Source organism: Microcoleus sp. AT3-A2 (genome assembly GCF_036705685.1).
Taxonomy (GTDB): Bacteria; Cyanobacteriota; Cyanobacteriia; order Cyanobacteriales; family Microcoleaceae; genus Microcoleus.
This window is the reverse complement of the sequence record NZ_JAUBVF010000011.1, coordinates 52,048-69,924: the sequence shown is the minus strand read 5'-3', so window position 1 is coordinate 69,924 and position 17,877 is coordinate 52,048. Positions and strand designations below refer to the sequence as shown.

At 45.3% G+C, this 17,877-nt stretch carries 16 protein-coding genes and 1 tRNA gene; 15 read left to right on the top strand and 2 right to left on the bottom strand.

Annotated features, from left to right (window positions below; all coding sequences use genetic code 11):
• The first annotated feature begins 100 nt into the window (after positions 1-100).
• From QUB37_RS09395 to urtE, 15 genes are all read left to right on the top strand, one after another.
• Positions 101-805, top strand: coding sequence for an MIP/aquaporin family protein (locus QUB37_RS09395; RefSeq protein WP_333161223.1), 705 nt, complete (start codon positions 101-103; stop codon positions 803-805).
• Positions 806-812: 7 nt separating this feature from the next.
• Entirely contained in the window at positions 813-1,472 is a 660-nt protein-coding gene (arsH, locus tag QUB37_RS09390) for an arsenical resistance protein ArsH (protein WP_333161221.1), read from the top strand.
• A gap of 64 nt (positions 1,473-1,536) precedes the next feature.
• Positions 1,537-1,932, top strand: a complete 396-nt coding sequence (arsC, locus tag QUB37_RS09385) for an arsenate reductase, glutathione/glutaredoxin type (RefSeq protein WP_333161220.1) — start codon at positions 1,537-1,539, stop codon at positions 1,930-1,932.
• A 231-nt stretch (positions 1,933-2,163) separates the two neighbouring features.
• The gene (gene arsS / locus QUB37_RS09380) at positions 2,164-3,150 is read left to right on the top strand and encodes an arsenosugar biosynthesis radical SAM (seleno)protein ArsS (RefSeq protein WP_333161219.1); all 987 of its coding nucleotides are present in this window, start codon (positions 2,164-2,166) and stop codon (positions 3,148-3,150) included.
• Between the two features lie 119 nt (positions 3,151-3,269).
• Positions 3,270-3,995 carry a TVP38/TMEM64 family protein gene (locus QUB37_RS09375; RefSeq protein ID WP_333161218.1) on the top strand — a complete coding sequence of 242 codons (726 nt, stop codon included), beginning with the start codon at positions 3,270-3,272 and terminating at the stop codon, positions 3,993-3,995.
• A gap of 295 nt (positions 3,996-4,290) precedes the next feature.
• A complete protein-coding gene (locus tag QUB37_RS09370; protein WP_333161217.1) occupies positions 4,291-6,849 on the top strand; it encodes an ATP-binding protein in 2,559 nt (852 codons plus the stop codon).
• A 258-nt stretch (positions 6,850-7,107) separates the two neighbouring features.
• Positions 7,108-8,007: a methyltransferase domain-containing protein gene (locus QUB37_RS09365; RefSeq protein WP_333161216.1), complete on the top strand. Its 900-nt coding sequence runs from the start codon at positions 7,108-7,110 to the stop codon at positions 8,005-8,007.
• Positions 8,008-8,143: 136 nt separating this feature from the next.
• Positions 8,144-8,872, top strand: coding sequence for an HAD family phosphatase (locus QUB37_RS09360; RefSeq protein ID WP_333161215.1), 729 nt, complete (start codon positions 8,144-8,146; stop codon positions 8,870-8,872).
• 120 nt (positions 8,873-8,992) lie between these two features.
• A tRNA-Ala gene (locus QUB37_RS09355) sits at positions 8,993-9,065 on the top strand.
• A 539-nt stretch (positions 9,066-9,604) separates the two neighbouring features.
• Positions 9,605-10,924: an urea ABC transporter substrate-binding protein gene (gene urtA / locus QUB37_RS09350; protein WP_333161214.1), complete on the top strand. Its 1,320-nt coding sequence runs from the start codon at positions 9,605-9,607 to the stop codon at positions 10,922-10,924.
• A gap of 332 nt (positions 10,925-11,256) precedes the next feature.
• Complete coding sequence (locus QUB37_RS09345; protein ID WP_333161213.1) at positions 11,257-12,411, top strand: ABC transporter permease subunit; 1,155 nt, start codon at positions 11,257-11,259, stop codon at positions 12,409-12,411.
• A 27-nt stretch (positions 12,412-12,438) separates the two neighbouring features.
• Positions 12,439-13,581 (top strand): urea ABC transporter permease subunit UrtC, encoded by a 1,143-nt coding sequence (gene urtC / locus QUB37_RS09340; RefSeq protein WP_333161212.1) that lies wholly within the window; start codon positions 12,439-12,441, stop codon positions 13,579-13,581.
• A 186-nt stretch (positions 13,582-13,767) separates the two neighbouring features.
• On the top strand, positions 13,768-14,490 hold the full coding sequence (locus QUB37_RS09335) for a TIGR00266 family protein (protein ID WP_333161211.1): 723 nt from the start codon (positions 13,768-13,770) through the stop codon (positions 14,488-14,490).
• 135 nt (positions 14,491-14,625) lie between these two features.
• Complete coding sequence (gene urtD, locus QUB37_RS09330; RefSeq protein ID WP_333161210.1) at positions 14,626-15,372, top strand: urea ABC transporter ATP-binding protein UrtD; 747 nt, start codon at positions 14,626-14,628, stop codon at positions 15,370-15,372.
• A 93-nt stretch (positions 15,373-15,465) separates the two neighbouring features.
• The gene (gene urtE / locus QUB37_RS09325) at positions 15,466-16,164 is read left to right on the top strand and encodes an urea ABC transporter ATP-binding subunit UrtE (RefSeq protein ID WP_015175091.1); all 699 of its coding nucleotides are present in this window, start codon (positions 15,466-15,468) and stop codon (positions 16,162-16,164) included.
• Positions 16,165-16,437: 273 nt separating this feature from the next.
• On the opposite strand, the gene QUB37_RS09320 is transcribed toward urtE, so the two are convergent.
• Together QUB37_RS09320 and QUB37_RS09315 are read right to left on the bottom strand one after the other, a co-directional pair.
• A complete protein-coding gene (locus QUB37_RS09320; RefSeq protein ID WP_333161209.1) occupies positions 16,438-17,178 on the bottom strand; it encodes a pentapeptide repeat-containing protein in 741 nt (246 codons plus the stop codon).
• Between the two features lie 66 nt (positions 17,179-17,244).
• A complete protein-coding gene (locus tag QUB37_RS09315) occupies positions 17,245-17,721 on the bottom strand; it encodes a chemotaxis protein CheW (protein ID WP_333161208.1) in 477 nt (158 codons plus the stop codon).
• Positions 17,722-17,877 lie beyond the last annotated feature (156 nt).

Genomic DNA, 17,877 nt, shown 5'->3' with positions numbered 1-17,877 from the left:
TCAACATTTCTTAATCACTCAAATACTGATATGGCTGTTTTGATGATTGACATATCAAATTTTATTGATATGATGTGATGGAACCAATTAGTTGAGAGCGATGGATGCAACAGCTCATAGGTTAGCTTGTGCTCGGCCCGATTGCAGGCGAGAGGCGATCGCCGAATTTCTAGGTACATTTATTTTGGTTTTTGCAGGCACCGGCGCGGTGATGGTTAACAAAACTAGCACTGGTTCCGTAACTCATTTAGGCATCAGTTTTGTATTTGGGGCAGTAGTAACTGCGATGATTTACGCCCTAGGACACATCAGCGGTGCACACTTTAATCCGGCCGTAACTTTAGGGTTTTGGGCGAGCGGTTTTTTCCCAAAATACAAAGTTTTGCCTTACGTTTTAGCGCAGTGTGCGGGTGCGATCGCAGCTTCTCAACTGCTGCTAATTACCCTAGGAAAAGTAGCAAATCTCGGTGCAACTCTCCCTCTCAATGGTAACTGGTTGCAGTCTCTAATTTTAGAAACTGTTTTGACCTTTATCTTAATGTTTGTTATCCTCGGTTCAGGACTTGACAGACGCGCTCACATCGGATTTGCCGGGATAGCAATTGGGTTAACTGTAGGGTTAGAAGCTGCATTTATGGGGCCGATTACCGGAGCGAGCATGAATCCGGCACGCTCTCTCGGCCCGGCTTTAATTGGCTGTATTTGGGAACACCACTGGGTTTACTGGGTTGCTCCTATTTGGGGAGCACAATTAGCAGTCGCAATTTATCGGGAAATATCTAACGGATTTCGGGATTTTAATTGAAAGCATTATGGCAAATTTTACGCACAAACCGAGAATTTTGTTTCTATACGGCTCGTTAAGAGAGCGTTCTTACAGCCGCTTATTGGCAGAAGAATCGGCTCGAATTATTGAGGGCTTCGATGCCGAAGTTAGGTTTTTTAATCCTCTAGAATTGCCGATTTATGGTAGCGTTCCCGATACGCATCCGAAGGTTCAAGAATTACGGGAATTGAGCCTGTGGTCGGAGGGTCAAGTGTGGTCGAGTCCAGAAATGCACGGCAATATTACCGGCATTATGAAAAATCAAATTGACTGGATTCCTTTAAGTATTGGGGCTGTCAGACCGACTCAAGGCCGAACTTTGGCGGTGATGCAAGTTAGCGGTGGTTCGCAGTCTTTTAATGCTGTCAATACTTTGAGAATTTTGGGTCGCTGGATGCGGATGTTTACGATTCCGAATCAGTCTTCGGTTGCTAAGGCTTATCAGGAGTTTAATGAAGATGGGACGATGAAGGATTCGCCTTATCGCGATCGCGCGATCGACGTGATGGAGGAACTGTACAAGTTTACGTTGCTGTTGCGGGAGCAAACCGACTATTTGACCGATCGCTACAGCGAACGCAAAGAACAAGCCGCTAAAGAGGCGATCGCCCTAGCAAATCGCGCCCTGGAATTACCGGGCCCTTAGAAACCCCTGGAACCCCGACAACAACCAATAACCAACAACTCACAACTAACAACCAACAAAAAGCATGAAAAAAGTAATGTTTGTTTGCAAAAGAAACTCCTGCAGATCGCAAATGGCTGAAGGATGGGCTAAAACCATCGGAGCCGGCAAGATTGGAGTCACCAGTTCCGGGTTAGAATCAAGCAGAGTTCATCCGACAGCAATTCAAGTCATGTCAGAAATCGGCATTGATATCACAGATCAAACATCAAACCCATTAAGCGAATTCAATGCAGAAGACTACGACGCCGTAATTTCTCTGTGCGGCTGCGGCGTGAATTTACCCGAAGCGTGGGTATTGCGAGAAGTGTTTGAAGATTGGCAACTCGACGACCCCGACGGACAACCCATCGAAACTTTTCACCGCGTTCGAGATGAAATTAAAGCACGAGTTGAAACATTAGTTGACTCTCTAAAGTAAGATTAAGTAGACGGGCGGGCAGGATTCCCACCCCACAAGAAAATTAACTTTTGTGGAACAGGCCGGAAAGCCTGTTCTTAAGAATGGTGCAAGATGTGAGTTTCAATTAAATTTGTTGCCAATCATTCAAATTAGTCGCTGTCGCATCCAAAGAATTAGTGCTAAATTATGAGAGGCGTTCCGCCGGAACGCCTCTACATTCGTTGCGAGAACAGACCAAAAGGTGAGCACATGATTCAGACAGCAGTCACGCCTTTCAAAAACAAAATTAACTCAGCTTTAACTAAAAAGCAGATTAAAGTTTTACAAATTAATCTCGGCAAACGCTGCAACCTCGCTTGCACTCACTGCCACGTAGAAGCTAGCCCGAAACGAACAGAAGAACTTTCCCCGGAAATTTGCGACCAATTAATTGAAATCATTCGCCGCTTTCCTCAAATTAAAACAGTTGACCTCACCGGCGGTGCTCCCGAAATGCTTTACGGTTTTAAACCGCTAGCGGAAGCTGCCAGGGCGGCAGGTAAAGAGGTAATTGTTCGTTCTAATTTGACGATTTACTTTGAAAAAGGTTTTGAAGATATTCCCGAATATTGCGCGCAGCACCAACTCAGAATTGTGGCGTCGCTTCCCTGCTACCAAGCTGACAATGTGGACAAAATGCGCGGCAACGGTGTTTTTGACAGTTCGATTCGGGCGCTGCAAAAGCTAAATCTGTTGGGATACGGGAAAAACCCAAATTTAACTCTGGATTTGGTGTACAATCCACAAGTGCCTGCAACAGACAAGTTTTCGCTAACACCGGAACAAGGCAAGTTAGAGCAAGATTACAAGATTTATTTAGCAGAACATTTTGGGATTTGTTTTAATCAATTGTTCGCGATTACTAATTTGCCGGTGGGACGGACTAAGTTTCATTTGGAACATAAGAAACTGCACAAGCCTTATCTCGGGTTTTTGGAGGAGAATTTTAACCCCGGTACTCTGGAACATTTAATGTGCCGTAACGAATTGTCGATCGACTATTTGGGCAATGTCTACGACTGCGATTTTAACCAAATGGAAAATTTGCCCGCGAAAACTGGCAGCGGGGAAAAGATAACTGTTGCTAAATTGCTCGAATCTGGCAGTTTAGATGTGATTCAAGAGGTGCAAACGGCTGCTTATTGTTACGGCTGTACGGCAGGTTGCGGTTCTAGCTGCGGCGGTACTTTGATTTGAGAAGGAAGAAGGAAGAAGGAAGAAACTATGCTTTTGGGCCCGATTCCCGATTCCCGATTCCCCATGCTTTTGGGCCAAATGCCCCATGCCCATATTATTGAGAGTGGAGAGTTGAGGTAATGAATGATTCGCGCTCGCCCGGTGAAAATCCCCCAACATCAAATAGGTGGAAGCTGATTTTAGCGATTGGTTTAGCTGTGGCTTTAATTGCAGCGACTAGGTTTTTTAACTTCCAAGGAATTTTGAAAAATGCGCTGGAGTCGATCGCGAGTCTCGGCCCTTGGGGCCCGGCAGCTTTTATTCTAATTTACATTGTAGCAACGGTTCTATTTATCCCCGGTTCTTTGCTGACTCTTGGTTCTGGCGTTTTGTTCGGAGTCGTTGGCGGTTCGGTTTGTGTTTCCATCGGCTCGGTTTTAGGCGCAACTTGCGCTTTTTTGGTAGGGCGGTATTTAACTCGCGACTGGGTTTCCAAACAGATAGAGGGCAATCAAAAATTTAAGGCGATCGACTCCGCAGTTGCTTCTGAAGGATGGAAAATTGTGCTGCTGACGCGACTTTCTCCCATTTTTCCGTTTAATTTGCTTAACTATGCTTTTGGAGTCACGCAGGTATCTCTAAAAGACTATTTTTTCGCATCTTGGATCGGCATGATTCCCGGAACTGTCATGTATGTTTATATCGGTTCCCTGGCTGGGAGTTTGGCTGCACTCGGATCTAGCGGACGATCGCGCACTGCTGCTGAGTGGACTCTCTATGGCATTGGTTTGCTAGCAACGATCGCCCTCACCGTTTATGCAACCCGCTTGGCAAAAAAAGCTTTAGACGAAAAAATTTCCCATTGAAACCACAGCACAAATTAGTAAAATTGTCAAGAGAGTTTTGCTCATACATTATAATACATTGGTAATCTAAAAAACTCCGTATTTTCTCTGTGTTATTTACAATTATTTTGTTATACAAACGAGATAGATGTTAAAGATATCGTAAAGCACAAACCTCCAATAGGTAAATCGAAGGTCGAAATATAAAATTGATGCCAAAATAGAAGGCGAGTGCCCAACCATAAGAAAAATTGTTTGCAATCCGGAATGTAAGTCATATTATTTTAAATTTTAGATTTTAGATTTTAGATTGCGAATGACTGATGACTACGAGGGTTTGAATCTTGGCTACAGTTGCATTCTTTTCTTAAATTGTCTCACTACTTGCCTGATATTAAATCTGCCGAATGACGAAGACCGTTTGATGAAGTTGACTCTGAGGGAACATTTGATGATGCAAAACCCAGCAAATCAAGCCGGATCTGTGTCTGCGCCGCCACACCAAGCAAAAAACCTGCGCCACTTTTGGGACAACATCAGCAATTCTGCTCAATCGCAGTGGCAGCAAGCGCACAGTCTTTGGCAACACAGACGGCAGCGCCGCCATTTGCTGACCCTGCTAATTCTGGGCACCACCGCTTTAACCATTAGCACAACTGCTTGCATCAGCTATTTTTTCGTGCGCGGACTAATCCTTGATAATTTAAAGCAAATAGCACTATTAAAACTAGAAAAAGGCACCGATGAAATCGACCGCTGGCTAAGCAGCCGCAAAGCAGAAATAGAAACCATTGCTTACGATCCTACGGTTGGCACTCTCAATTGGCAATTAGTCGAGCCCCGGTTGCAAGGAGAAATATACAGATTAAAAGAGTATTTCGTCCTGTCCTTAACTCAACGCGACGGCTTATTTATCAACACTTTAGGCAACCGCGCGAACAGCAAAGACCGCCAACACTTTCAAAAAGCAATGGCCGGACAGATCAACGTTTCCGACCCGCTGATCGGCCGCAGTACAAAAGTTTCTACAATTATTATTTCAGCTCCTATTTGGGCCTTGCCTCCCGCTCCCAATAAAGTAATTGGAGTCCTCTCAGGCAGCATTAAATTAGATCGAGTAACATCTGTCGCTAACAGCTTGCTGTACGGTTCCGATAGTTATGCTTTTGCTCTCAATTCACAAGGAGTGCCAATTGTTCATCCCAACAATAACTTAATCGGAAATATCGACCGGGAGGCCCCAAGCTTTTTACAGTCAAAAGACCCCGCACTCTCCACAATTGCGCGGCAAATGATCAACCGCCAGACGAACATCGAACTCGTAAAAATAGATAACAAATGGGTGTATGTGGCTTATGCTCCACTCAAGGAAGTTAACTGGTCGATGGCTTTAGTAATTCCCCGCGAAAATATTGAATCCCAACTGCAAGCATTAAATTTGCTGACATCCGTAGTCGCCGGACTGCTCATCCCGGCAATGCTAGCAGCCATTTGGCTAATTTACTCCTCCGAAAACAATCGCGCTCAAGCGGAGCGCGAAGCCATGCTCAACCGGATTGCTGGACGCATTCGCGCTTCCCTGGAATTAGACAAAATTGTGCAAAGTACAGTCGAAGAAATAGTAAGTTTGCTGCACCTAGAAGGGGCGGCTTTTGGTTGGTACAAACCGCAAGAAAAAACGTTACAAATCCTGTGGGAATGTTGCCCATCTCATTCTGCGACACAAGGCATAAAGTTTGAGTCTTACTTTCTCGAAAATGTGTTAGTACGGAGTGGTCAAGGCGAACCAATTATTCTTTCGAGCGACACTTGGGCGAAGGGTGTAATTCAACCGCCGGAACTTAAAGCTAATAGCTATTTAGCCGTACCTGTCCAGACTCAGAACCAGCCGCAGGGTTATTTAATTTGTAGCCACGCTACTCATTGGCTTTGGAGCCGGGAGGAAATTCAACTGTTAAAAGCTGTAGCAGACCAATTGGCGATCGCAATTACTCAAGCTCACCTTTACAGTCAAACCCAAGACCAAGTAAAGCTGCTTAATAGTGCCTTAAATGAACTGAAAAAAACTCAAACTCATTTAGTGCAGAGCGAAAAAATGTCATCCCTAGGTCAAATGGTGGCTGGAATAGCGCACGAAATCAACAACCCCGTTAACTTCATTTCGGCTAATTTGCCTCACACTAGCAAATATACTAAAGATTTATTAGAATTGGTGAGTTTATACAAAGAAGCCTTCCCAGAGGTTCCCCAGGAAATCGCAGATTTTAGCGAAGAAATCGAGTTAGAATTTATCGAGGAAGATTTGCCGCATATATTGAATTCTATGAAAATAGGAACCGAACGCATTCGCAGCATAGTTCTTTCTTTGCGAAACTTTTCTCGCCTGGATGAATCTGACAAAAAGCTGGCCGACATTCACGAAGGTATAGAAAATACCTTGCTGCTGCTATCTAACCGGATCAAAAATAGAATTTATATAGTCAAGAAATACGGAAAAGTGCCTTCAGTCGAGTGCTATCCTTCTCAGCTCAATCAGGTATTTATGAACTTGCTGAGTAATGCGATCGATGCTTTGAATGAGATCGATCGCCTGGATAAAATTATTACTATTTCCACAGGAGTAGTTCGCGAACATGGCGGTAAATTTCTGAAAGTGGCGATCGCCGACAACGGCCCCGGCATCCCCGACAGCGTTAAAGACCAAATTTTTAACCCATTTTTTACTACTAAAGAGGTGGGCAAAGGCACGGGTTTGGGGTTAGCAATTAGCTACAAAATTGTAGTAGATGGACACGGCGGCAGCATCAAAATTTCTCAACCTCCGGGCGGGGGTACGGAGTGTTTGGTAAAAATTCCTATTACTAACGGAAAGTAATACGATTTGAGATTTGAGATTTGAGATTTGAGATTTGAGATTTGAGATTGGGGAATGACTGATGAAATAAGAGTTTAGAGCGTGTCTATAGTTGCATTTTTTAAACTCGTATAAGCAGGAAGTGGGAAAGGAAGCCCACGGATTTTGTAACGGAGGTAATGGATAGAGGGAAGAGGGAAGAGAGGCTCAACACTTTTAATTAATGCTAAATTTACGGCCGTTGGCTAAAATTAGAAGAGTTTTTGTTAAAGGTGTTTTATGGCTGTTGGCAAGGATACAATTTTCGAGCGCTTTTTGTCGCCCCTGATTCGACTGGCGATCGACGAACAAGCACTGAAACGACTCTACGAAGGTATCGACTGGGAAACAGCGGGCGATCGCTACCGACAACCCGACTTAGTTTATCCCGAATATTACAGCAGCCAAAACTTTCACGGCATTAAACGCGGCTACCTCAACCCCAGTGCCGCCGTTTCCTACGATCCAATCACGCAATATGTTTTGCCTCCCCACGAAACAGTCGTCAGGCAAGGCTTAATTGACGCTGTGCGGGTGAAACCGCGCCGAATTATCGATTTGGGATGCGGCACGGGTTCGACAACCCTCATGCTCAAGCAAGCCTTTCCCGAAGCGGAAGTTGTCGGCTTGGACTTGTCGCCTTATATGCTGGTAGTTGCCGACATGAAAGCGCAAAAAGCCGGCTTAAATATCCAGTGGTTGCACGGAAATGCCGAAAGCGTTGCTTTTGGCGATGCCAGCTTCGATTTAGTCGCAGCTTCCTTGCTGTTTCACGAGACGCCGCCTGCTGTATCGCGGGCAATTTTGCGAGAAAGCTTCCGACTGCTGAAGGTTGGGGGACAAGTGGCAATTTTGGACGGAAACCAAAAAACTTTGCGGCAGACACAGTGGCTGACTGATATCTTTGAGGAGCCTTATATTAAGTCTTACGCGGCTGGCAGCCTCGATGCTTGGGCGGGGGCGGCTGGATTTGCGGCGGTGCAAACTCACGAACACTGGTGGACTAATCAGGTGACGCAGGGCGTGAAACCTTTGCCGGGGGAAGATTTGGAGCAGGCAAAGGTGGCGAGGGGGTGGAATTGGGGCGATCGAACTCCTGATTTTGATGGCGATTTACCAGGCATTCCAGCTCCCGCTTGATGTATTGTTGAGGTGTATTTTTCGCCCTTTGGGGGCGGGTTTTATAGATGGTTAGTTTTAGGTTGAGATGGTTGGTAAAACCCGCCCCTACTAACTTGCTAATGACTGATGATTAATGACTAATGACTAATGACTAATGACTCTAAAAGCAGTTTTATTTGATTTTAATGGTGTGATTGTTAATGACGAGCCGATTCACGAGAAAATAATCGATCGATTGATGCTCGATGAAAATCTCCAGCTCAAACGTGGGGAGGTTCGAGAAGTTTGTTTAGGAAGGAGCAATCGCGCTTGCATTACCGCACTGCTAGAGCGCCGGGGACGATATCTAACAGAAACATATCTCGATCGGCTGCTGCGGCGCAAGGCCGAAGCTTACAAAGCTCAAATAGATACTTTGGAGAAACTGCCGATTTATCCGGGTTTGGCAGAATTTATTGACAAAATTCGGGTTGCCGGACTGAAAATGGCCGTAGTTAGCGGGGCCATGCGATCGGATATAGAATTGGTGTTAGATCGGGCCGGTTTGGCAGCAAACTTTGAGTTAATTGTCGCAGGCGACGACTTGACGGCGAGCAAACCAGCACCCGACGGCTATCTATTGGCTGTGGAACTTCTCAACCAGAAATATCCCGACTTTAACCTGCAACCGATCGAGTGTTTGGCGATAGAAGATACTTTTGCGGGGATTGAAGCGGCGAAAAAAGCGGGGATTCAGGTTGCGGGTGTGACTCACACTTACCCGTTTCACATGATCCAGCGCCAAGCTAATTGGACGGTGGACTATTTTGCTGATTTAGAGTTGGATAGAGTGGCGGCACTTTGCTCGATCGCTCCCACTGACTCGGCTGCCGAAAAAACTTGACCTTTTTAGCAGTTACGTGCTAGTGTAGGTGACGGTCTGCGAACGTGAGAGCAAGCAAGACCTGTAAACCTTTTAGATCCGGCAATCCGGCATCTAAAATGCTAAATTAAAACTCAATCAGGGGAATTAGCTCAGTTGGTAGAGCGCTGCGATCGCACCGCAGAGGCCAGCGGTTCGAGTCCGCTATTCTCCATAAATCAAGGGCATTTCTACAGGTGACGATCTCACTTCGCTTTGAGCTCAAAGCGAAGTGCGATCGTCACCTGCTTTGATACTCGCCTATGAGTGTGCGATCAACCCGGTTGCTGCCTAAGTTTTAGCATCAATAACCTGTGGAGAGCGAGAAACCCGCTTTCTATTTTGTGCGATCGACCCGGTTGCTGCCTAACTGGTAGCATCAATAAGATAATTTATGTAAAGAAACCCGGTTTCTAATTACACACTAATTACTGAAAAGACGTATTTTGGTGTCTAAACCAGGTTTCAGAATAGAATGCAACGGTAGGTAAACTCCAAAGCCTTATGTCATCAGTCAATCTTAAATCTAAAATGGTATCCGCCCAGTTTTTGCAGCAGTAGCCATCAATCCCCAGAAAAGCTTCATTTTGTCAACATATCATAATTTTTGTATCTAAAAATACAACAGTATTCTGAAGCGAGTCTTAATATCAAGTCGCTATGTGTTATTATTCTCAATCATCTGACTCATCTATTCAAGAGTAACAAGAAAAAATGACAAAGCGATTCGATAGACGGAAATTTCTTTTATACGGTTCTGCTACCCTCACATCAAGTTTATTTCTAAAAGCTTGTAGAACTCCCACTCCAACAGGAACTCCCGCCGCTTCTCCCACATCAACAGGAACTACACCAGCCGCAGCCGGGGGCGGAAACACAATCAAAGTAGGAATTTTGCATTCCTTGAGCGGCACGATGTCAATCAGCGAAAAAAGCGTTGTTGATGCCGAACAATTAGCGATCGAAGAAATTAATAAAGCTGGTGGTGTCCTCGGAAAACAAATCGAAGCAGTCATAGAAGATGGCAACTCAGACTGGCCGACTTTTGCCGAAAAAGCCAAAAAATTGATCGACCAAGATAGAGTGGTCACCGTCTTCGGATGCTGGACTTCCGCCAGCCGCAAAGCAGTATTACCGGTATTTGAAGAAAAAAATCATATGCTCTGGTATCCCGTACAATACGAGGGTCAAGAGTGTTCCAAGAATATCTTTTATACTGGGGCGGCGCCGAACCAGCAAATCGAACCAGCAGTTGACTGGCTGCTAGAAAATAAAGGCAAGAAATTCTTCTTAGTCGGGTCGGACTACGTTTTCCCCCGCACGGCAAATACCATTATCAAGGCACAGCTAGCAGCCAAAGGCGGCGAATTAGTTGGGGAAGATTACATTCCTTTGGGCGGGACAGAAGTCACGCCAATCATTAGTAAAATTAAGGCTGCTTTACCAGACGGCGGCGTCATTTTCAATTCCCTCAACGGCGACAGCAACGTAGCATTTTTCAAACAGTTGCAGGGTGCAGGTTTGGGCCCGGACAAATATCCGTCAATGTCGGTCAGTATTGCGGAAGAAGAAGTAAAGGCGATCGGCGTAGAATATCTTAAAGGCCATTACGCCGCCTGGAATTACTTCATGACTGTAGAATCTCCGGCCAATACAAAATTTGTGGAAGCTTTCAAGGCAAAATACGGCAAAGATAGAGTGACCAATGACCCGATGGAAGCAGCTTACATCATGGTTTACCTGTGGAAGCAAGCTGTCGAAAAAGCAGGGACAGCCGACGATTTGGAAAAAGTACGGGCTGCCGCTTTGGGTCAAACCTTTGACGCGCCGGAGGGCAAAGTTACGATGGAAAACAACCACCACATCTCTAAATTTGTGCGCTTGGGCGAAGTGAGAGAAGACGGTTTGTTTAACATCGCTTATGCTACACCAGAAGCAGTGAAGCCGGTGCCTTGGAATCAATTTGTCGCTGAAACACAAGGCTTTGCTTGCGATTGGTCAGACCCCGCAAAAGGTGGCAAATTCAAAGCTTGATAAGTAGGTAATGCCAATTTTGTTCAGGTTGGCAACGTATCTTTTATCCCCCCCAATGGCGTGTTTTTAAACCCGGAGATCCCCCCCAGCCCCCCTTAATAAGGGGGGAGTAAGAGCATTCTTTCGTCAATCCCTACTCCCTTAATCAGGGGGAACTGGACTCTTCAAAGTCAACCCCTACTCCCCTTATTAAGGGGAATTTAGGGGGATCGAGACTCGGCTACAAGCGAGATATACAGAGAGTTTTAGTTCTAAGTTGGCACTAATGGGGTAAAACCAGCCCCTAATTATCCGCGAACAAACTTAACCGACTTGATGCAGGAGGAACAAAATTGGCGATATTAGATGGTTTATTTAACGGCATTAGCATCGGCGCAGTTTTACTAATTGCAGCCCTGGGATTAGCAATTATTTTCGGGCTGATGGGCGTGATTAATATGGCTCATGGCGAGTTGATGATGCTGGGGGCTTATACAACTTTCGTGGTGCAAAATGTCTTCAAAGGTATGGGAGGATTTGCCTTTGAAACCTATATTTTATTTGCGATTCCCCTAGCTTTTTTAGTAGCTGCATTGGTAGGATTGATTCTCGAACGCGGAGTGATTCGCTATCTTTACGGGCGGCCGCTAGAAACTCTGCTGGCAACTTGGGGTGTAAGTTTAATTTTGCAGCAGTTTGTCCGCAGCGTTAGTTGGGTTCTGGTAATTGGGATTGCGGTGTTTTGTTTGCTGTTTTTTGGCGGTTTGCGGTTGCTGAAATCTCGCCTGGATTTCGATCGCATTCGCAGCAAAGTTATCGCCATAATTTTGCCTTTATCTTTGGGTATTTCCTGGGCGGTGAGCGCTTTTTTAGGGCAAACTTACAAACTGGCAGTAACTCAACCTTGGTTTGGTGCTCAAAATGTGGATGTAACTGCACCGAAATGGTTGCGGGGTGGCATACCGCTGGGCAATTTTCAGTTGCCCTACGCCCGAATTTTTATTATTGTGCTGACAGCAATTTGTTTGGCGGGAATTTACCTATTTTTGCAAAAGTCTGTGTGGGGATTGCGGATTAGATCCGTGACGCAAAATCGCAGCATGAGTGCGTGTTTGGGAATTCCTACCGAACAAGTAGACGCGCTGACTTTTGCTTTGGGTTCGGGGTTGGCTGGTGTGGCTGGGTGCGCGATTAGTTTGATCGGTTCGGTAGGGTCAAATACTGGACAAAATTATATAGTCGATACCTTTATGGTGGTGGTTGTGGGCGGTGTCGGCAAGATTGTGGGGAGTGTAGTTGCTGCGATCGCGATCGGCACTGCAAATTACCTGATCGGTTCTGGAACCTTAGCATTAATGTTCGCTCCTATCAAGCCTTTAGCCGACTTCTTCACATTTTTCGCCACAACCAGCATGGCAAAAGTAATGGTATTCGCCTTAATTATGGCTTTTCTGCAAGTGAAGCCGGGAGGGATTTTCCCGCAAAAAGGGCGGACGGTAGAAAATTAAAAATTACAACTGCGAGTGTAGCGAAAAATGCAGAAAAAACATCAAAAACCCTGGGTAAAAGAAGCGGCAATTGTCAGCGCGATCGCCCTCACATTCATATTACTCGTCCCAGGAATACTCCCCGACGTCCGGCTCAATCAATTGGGGCGATTTTTAGCACTAGCAATTGCCGCCCTCGGCATAGACTTGATTTGGGGATACACGGGTTTACTTAGTTTAGGGCATGGGGTGTTTTTTGCGATCGGCGGCTACGCTTTCGCCATGCACCTAAAATTGCAAATTCCCCCAACCGCCAGCAGTCAATTGCCAGAATTTATGAACCTCTACGGCGTTACCGAACTCCCCTGGTTTTGGCAACCATTTTATTCATTTCCCTTCTCAGCATTAGCAATAGTTCTCATCCCCGCCATCTTGGGTGCACTTTTAGGTTATTTAGTATTCCGCAATCGAATTCGAGGCGTTTACTTTTCAATTCTCACCCAAGCAGCAACCATTGTATTTTTCAACTTCTTTAACGGTCAGCAAAAACTGATTAACGGAACCAACGGACTCACCGACTTTAAGACCTTGTTCGGAGCCACAGTTAATGACCGAGATACTCAATATATTTTCTATATTCTCACCATACTCTTTCTAGCAGCAACTTACGCCCTGTGTCGATGGCTGACGAGCGGGCGTTTCGGCCGCCTGCTAGTAGCAATTCGCGACGACGAAGTGCGCCTACGTTTCTCAGGTTACAATCCCACAGGCTACAAAGTTTTAGTCTTTGCAATTTCCGCCGGTTTAGCCGGGATTGCAGGCGCATTATTTACCGTACAAACCGGAATCATTTCGCCAAAAGCAATGGATATTGCCTTTTCAATTGAAATGGTAATCTGGGTCGCAGTGGGAGGTCGCGCCACATTATCGGGAGCAATATTGGGAACACTGCTAGTCAACTTTGGCAAGAGTTTCTTGAGCGAACAGTTTCCCGAAGTGTGGCTATTTTTCCAAGGCGCGCTATTCCTAATAGTAGTCACAGTGCTGCCCGACGGCTTAGTCGGATGGCTGCAACATCAAGGTTTCGACCAAATCCGCAGCTTGTTCAGAAGACCGAAGTACGCATCTACTTACCCCAGCCTGGAACAAGACCCGCAAGTGCAGCTCGAAAAAGAAGAACTTGAACATTGATTGCAAAAATATCGTGTAATTTATAAGTAGGTGGAAATAAAATAATTTCACTGGCAAGAGACAAACAAAACAATCCCAATAAACTTGGGAAAAGCTGCGTTTCTCTCTGAGGAGACGCAATATATATGTCCACCTACTTAGATATCCCTAGCAAACAGCTTTGTTCTTGAACTTGAGGGTCAACATATGGCAGATATTATTGACTACAAAATCTACGGCGACGATTTGCAACTCATCGAGATTGAACTCGACCCCAAAGAAGGCGTCAGGGCGGAAGCTGGAACCATGACATACATGGAAGGCGACATCCAAATGCAAACATCCACAGGCGGCGGCTTATTTCAAGGTTTCAAACGAATGCTGACAGGAGCGGGTTTTTTCATTACCACCTTTGTCAACGCCGGAAATCGTAAGGCCCGCGTCGCTTTTGCCGCCCCCTATCCGGGTAAAGTAATTCCCCTCGATTTAGGCCAACTTGGCGGTAAATTTTTGTGTCAAAAGGACTCATTTCTCTGTGCGGCAAATGGCATTGAAATTGAGGTAGCTTTCACCAAGCGACTAGGTGCCGGTTTCTTTGGCGGAGAAGGTTTTATTCTGCAAAAATTGCAGGGTGACGGGCTAGCTTTTGTTCATGCGGGAGGAACAATAGTTGAGAAAAATTTGGGAGTTGGCGAAGTGTTGCGAGCGGACACTGGTTGTTTGGTAGCTTTTGCGCCGACTGTAGATTACGATATTCAGTTTGTTGGCGGGTTTAAAAATGCTCTATTTGGCGGCGAAGGCTTGTTTTTAGTCAAGCTAACCGGGCCTGGAAAAGTGTATTTGCAAAGTCTGCCACTCTCGAAGTTAGCTGAGCGAATTATGGCTGCCAGCCCTACTGCCATCCCGAACAGTCCTAGTAGTTTTACTTGAGAGTAAACTGCCAGCCAAAAGTAGAAACTAGGGTGCCACGGAAGGAGATAAACTCTGCTTAATAAGGAAGGATATTTGCGCTACGCACGTACAAAGTGTATCGGTTGTTGTCCATTAGTGAGTTAATTACTAATTATGAATGGAAAAGTATTAGAAATAGAAAACTTGACTGTTAGTTTTGATGGTTTTAAAGCCATCAACGGTTTAAATTTCAGCATGGATGCGGGCGAACTGCGAGTTATCATTGGGCCCAACGGTGCGGGGAAAACAACTTTTCTCGATTCGATTACCGGGAAGGTGCAGCCGACAGAGGGCAGGGTGTTATTTAAGGGACAAAATTTACGCAAGTTGTCGGAAGATAGGATTTCGCGCTTGGGAATTGGCCGCAAGTTTCAGACGCCGCGAGTTTACTTGAATTTAACGCCACGCGAAAATTTGGAATTGTCTTGCAGCCGCCATAAAAATGTTTTTTCGACTTTGTTCAAGCCTGCTTCTGCTGCTGAAAAACGCACGGTGGCCGGTTTGTTAGAAACAATTGGTTTAGTTGCTAAGGCTGATATTTCGGCTGGTTTGCTTTCTCACGGGGAAAAGCAATGGTTGGAAATTGGAATGTTGGTGGCTCAATCTCCTGATTTGTTGTTGGTAGATGAACCTGTGGCGGGTTTGACGGATGAGGAAACGGTGTTAACTGGAGAGTTGCTGATTTCGTTGGCGGAAAGTCATTCGGTGTTGGTAATTGAACACGATATGGAGTTTGTGCGGCAAATTGCGCGGCAGGTGACGGTGTTGCATCAGGGTGCGGTTTTGTGCGAGGGGACTATGGATGAGGTGCAAAATGACGATCGAGTAATTGAGGTATATTTGGGAAAACCTGAAGAATAGTTATTAGTCAACAGTCAACAGTCAACAGTCAACAGTCAACAGTCAACAGTCAACAGTCAACAGTCAACAGTCAACAGTCAACAGTAAATAATTATGCTACAAGTCTCTAATTTGAATGTTTATTACGGCGAAAGTCACATTTTGCGCGATGTCGATTTAAGCGTCATGGCGGGCCAAATGGTTTGCTTAATCGGCCGCAATGGTGTGGGCAAAACTACTATGCTAAAAACAATTATGGGGTTGCTGCAACCGCGCAGTGGCACTATTGCTTTTGGCGGAGAATCTATTGCTTCTAAGTTGACTCACCAGCGGGCTAGATTAGGCATTGGTTATGTGCCTCAAGGGCGTGAAATTATTCCACGTTTGACGGTTAAAGAAAATTTATTGTTAGGTTTGGAAGCGAAACCAACCAAAATCAAAAATCCTGAAGTTCCTGATGAAATTTTTGATTTATTTCCTGTTTTGAAAACTATGCTCGATCGCCTGGGAGGTGATTTGAGCGGGGGACAGCAGCAGCAGTTAGCTATTGCTAGGGCTTTGATGGGTGAGCCGCAGTTGCTGGTTTTGGATGAACCTACGGAAGGGATTCAACCGTCTATTATTTTAGACATAGAAGCTGCGGTGCGCCGTGTGGTTGCGACTAGGGGAATTTCTGTTTTGTTGGTGGAGCAACATTTGCATTTTGTGCGGCAGGCTGACTGGTATTATGCTATGCAAAAAGGCGGGATTGTGGCTTCTGGAAGCACTAGCGAGTTAAGTGATGAGGTGATTCAGAGGTTTTTGGCGGTTTGATTCAGAAGGAAGTTCGGCAACGGATTCTGTAACGGATGTAACGGATGTAACGGATGGAAGGAAGAGGGAAGAGGGAAGAAGGAAGACGGAAGAGGGAAGCTGGAAACGAGGAAACGAGGAAACGAGGAAACGAGGCAGAGCCTCTAGATATTTATTCCCAGGCTCTGCCTGGGAACAAGGAGGCAGAGCCTGGGAAAAAGGCATTCCGTTCGGGCACCATCCCCACTTTGTTGGACAAGAAGCGATTTCAATCGCGCCGGAAACGAGACTATATTATTGATTTTTTCTGCCGTCTGGCATTGTGGTGCCGGCCATACTTGCTCGATCGATACTAGCGCCATCTATATTAGCATTGCGGAGGTTGGCATCGGAAAGATTGGCATCTCTCAAGTCGGAAAATCGCAGGTCTGCACCGTCTAGATTTGTCTTTGTCAAGTTAGCTTTTCTGAGGTTAGCGTTGCTGATTCTCGCTCCTACTAATTCGGCTCCGCTTAAGTTTGTGCGAGCTAAATTGGTGTTGACAAAATCTGAGATCTCGAAGCGACTACCGCTGAGGTTGGCATCTGATAAATCTGCTCCTGTAAGGATGGGATTTTTTAAGTTAATGTTAACTAATTTTACGGCTCGGAGGTCGCAGCGGGAGCAGCTTTGAGTTAGCAGCAGCGTTTCGACGTTGGCGTTGATTTGGTCGATTTGTTGCTGGGAGAAATTTTCGGCAAATTCTGGGGAGACGTAGCCGAGGTTTTTGGGGTCGGCTGGTTTTGGTTGGGGTGTTTGGATTGGAGGTGTTTGGATTTGTTGGGGTGTTTGAATTTGTTGGGGTGTTTGTGGTTGGGGTGTTGGGATTGGTTGGGGTGTTGGGATTGTTTGGGGTGTTGGGATTGGTTGGGGTGTTGGGATTGGTTGGGGTGTTTCTATTTGCCCGATCGCACTTAGTTGCAGCCCCACCTTCGGCAAATCGAGAGTTGCTGCAAAAATTAGTAGGGCGATCGACATTATTGTGAGTTTTTTCATAAATCAATAACTTTTTGTTTGCAAAAATACCATTTATATGGTATAATACCTCGAAAAGTGAACACCCTACATTTCGCTAAATAAATCAAAATTCAGATAAAAAACTTCGGAACCATCAGGTGCGCGAATTAACTTTTCTATTACCGGAGGCAGTTGCTGTTGACGGTACAATTCGGGAATCTCGCAGAAGCTTTCTTCGGTAATTTCCAAAATTTTTGGCATATCAGGAAGGGGAATCCCCAACCGATCGCTTTTATTTAAGGTACAAATAATCAGGTATTTGCAGTCAGCCATGCTCGGACTGCTGGGAAATATTTTGGATAAATTAATTATGGTAATCAGTTCTTCTTGATGCCGCAGTAAACTATTACCGTTAGGTAAAGTGCCGTAGGCATTAAAGTTTTTAACAATGCGCTCCACTCGTTCTATAGGAACAGCATAGTAAATATTTCCAAGTTCAAAAGAAACAAATTTTTTAGGGGCAATTCTAACAGTGGCTTGTTTCTTGCTCCGAAAGCGGCGATTGTAATTGGCGTGAGTCATTCGATTTTAGATTTTAGATTTTAGATTTTAGATTGAAGAATTATTTGATTGAATATTGAAGATTATTTGATTGAAAATTGAAAACTATTGGATTTTAGTAGTGATTCTGCTGCGTAGCTTCCCACTCTAATTCGCGGGTGGAATTATTTTTAGCCT